The 2,151-nt window shown below is 60.9% G+C and carries 4 protein-coding genes; all 4 read left to right on the top strand.

Features of this window, described 5'->3' with window-relative positions; translation table 11 throughout:
• The coding region (locus tag PG899_RS23955) for a hypothetical protein (protein ID WP_270682546.1) at window positions 1-277 on the top strand (277 nt) is incomplete at its 5' end.
• 47 nt (window positions 278-324) lie between these two features.
• A complete protein-coding gene (locus PG899_RS23950; protein ID WP_210538480.1) occupies window positions 325-726 on the top strand; it encodes a hypothetical protein in 402 nt (133 codons plus the stop codon).
• 79 nt (window positions 727-805) lie between these two features.
• On the top strand, window positions 806-1,000 hold the full coding sequence (locus PG899_RS23945; RefSeq protein ID WP_210538479.1) for a hypothetical protein: 195 nt from the start codon (window positions 806-808) through the stop codon (window positions 998-1,000).
• Window positions 993-1,241: a hypothetical protein gene (locus tag PG899_RS23940; RefSeq protein ID WP_210538478.1), complete on the top strand. Its 249-nt coding sequence runs from the start codon at window positions 993-995 to the stop codon at window positions 1,239-1,241. Before PG899_RS23945 ends, PG899_RS23940 begins: the two co-directional genes overlap by 8 nt.
• Window positions 1,242-2,151 lie beyond the last annotated feature (910 nt).

Genomic DNA, 2,151 nt, shown 5'->3' with positions numbered 1-2,151 from the left:
AGTACTGAACATAGCTCCAAGACTACCTCTTAAGTTAAGAGGGGCGAAGTGTCTGGATCTTCAAGGGGCCAATCTAGCTACTGTGGTTGCTGATACTCGGGATTATAAGGGTGAGGCGAAGGAGCTTGTTATGAAGGCGCGTGCCGAGGGGGGGGAGCTCGATACCGGCAAGATAGAAGAGCTTACTTCCATGCACACTCTTCGTATGTGCTGTATTCCACTCCTTGAAAAGCTCAACGTTGTCTGGAGAGATTTGCGTCTCAAGCGGGCTGCTTAATGACTCCCCCCGGACAACCGGAGGCCCTATCGCTGAAGGGGGGCGTGTTGCCGGCAGAACATTACCAGGCAATCTTTGCATCAATGCTTGGTGATGTGTACGAAGCGATTCAAGCAGCCAGCCGCCTGCAAGGGGAGGTGGAGCGTAACCATGAACTGTTTGGAAGGATTGAGTCGCTATTAAGGTGGCTGTCCCGCGAGAGGCAAGAGATCCATGATGCAGCAACACGCTTCGGGGTCATGCTAGGGCGACTAGATGAAGAGAATGAACGATTTATTCGTTTGCATCGTTCCACTCTCGATGCGATGAGGAGTGAACTCGAATTCATAGCTCGCTCTGAATTGAAGGTGAGGGAAAGTAAACTGAATGTCGTTTCATGCACCCCCTGGCTGATAGCCATAATCAGCTCTGGCATTACAGGGTACTTGCTTGGAATAATGGCGAAATGATTAGAAGGCCGCACAGTGATTGTGCGGCCTTATCCATCGCACTTATCGGCGGGGATCAGAATGTAAGGAGTACCACAGCATGGCCCAAGTTGAATGCCCATCTTGTAAGGGTAGAGGAAAGGAAGTGGTGTTTCTCAACCCCACTACAGAACAGCGAGGTAGTTTCTCGCTGGATACCTGCTCAATTTGCAAGGGGAGCGGAAAAACCACAGTAGAGATCGCCGATCAGCTCACAAAGCGCCAAAAAACATGGGACAAGATCCTGAATGGATAATAGAGAAAAATCGACATGGAAGCGCGGGTTCGAGAGATCAGCAAGTAAAGGGAAGTTTGTGATGGCCATGGATGATCTGAAAACGGGTGATGTGAGAATTTTTGCCAAGAGCGGCAATACCGTCCGCCTTATTGAGCGAGAAGGTGAGGGCTGGGTCGTGGAGCGGACAACCGGGGCATCAGCGGGAAAACAAATGTGGTGCCCGTCCCGCTCCCTGGTCAAGTCACTCGATTCTGAGTAAGAGGAAAAACGGGACCATGAGGGCACCAGATCACCCGCCCGCCGCCGCTGACCACCCAGGGCCCCGAGCTCAGCGGCGACCCGGGGCACCAGATCCCGGTGCCGGCCCGGGGGCCCACTGCGTACCGGCTCCGCCACCGGTGGCCACCCTGGTCGCCGAGCTCGGCGGTGACCCAGGGTACCAGATCCCGGCCCCGGCCCGAGGGCCCGGGGCCACCTGCAGAACCGGATCACCCACCCACCACCGTTAGCCACCATAGGCGCCAAGCTCATCGGAGACCCGGGGCACCGGATCTCGGCACCGACCCGCGGGCCCCCACTGCGCATCGGACCCGCTTCACCTCTCGGACCTCCCATAACACCGAACCCACTCCGGCCCGGGGGCCCACTGCGTACCGGCACAGCCATCGGCCAGCTGGACACCGTACCGCCACCGGTGGCCACCTTGGGCGCCGAGCTCGGCGGCGACCCGGGCTCCCTTACTCAGCATGCACACCGACAAAACCCCGCCACCACCCAGGCCCCTCCGCTCCCCGGCACCGGCCGGGGGCCCACCGGATCACCCACCCGGCGGCCGGCAGTGGCCACCCTGGGCCCCAAGCTCGTCGACGACCCAGGGCACCGGATCCCGGCGCCGGCCCGAAGGTCCACCTCCCCACCGGATCACCCACCCACCGCCGGTGGCCACCCTAGGCGCCGAACCCGCGGCGGCCCGGGGCCACCTGCAGCACCGGTTCACCTGCCCGGCCACCGGCAGTGGCCACCCTGGGCCCTGAGCTCGTCGGCGGCCCGAGGAGCACCGGATCACCCGCCCGGCCGCCGGCAATGGCCATTCTGGGCGCCGAGCTCGGCGGCGACCCGGGATCCCGTACTCAGCATGCACACCGACAAAACCCCACCACCACCCAGGC

The sequence above is a fragment of the Aeromonas sp. QDB39 genome (assembly GCF_027707585.1).
GTDB classification, from domain to species: domain Bacteria; phylum Pseudomonadota; class Gammaproteobacteria; order Enterobacterales; family Aeromonadaceae; genus Aeromonas; species Aeromonas hydrophila.
This window is presented reverse-complemented; position numbering and strand designations above follow the sequence as displayed.

Excerpts from the sequence above, each read along its gene's own strand:
- PG899_RS23945 (WP_210538479.1), top strand. The coding sequence starts at position 806 with ATGGCCCAAGTTGAATGCCCATCTTGTAAGGGTAGAGGAAAGGAAGTG.
- PG899_RS23940 (WP_210538478.1), top strand. The coding sequence starts at position 993 with ATGGATAATAGAGAAAAATCGACATGGAAGCGCGGGTTCGAGAGATCA.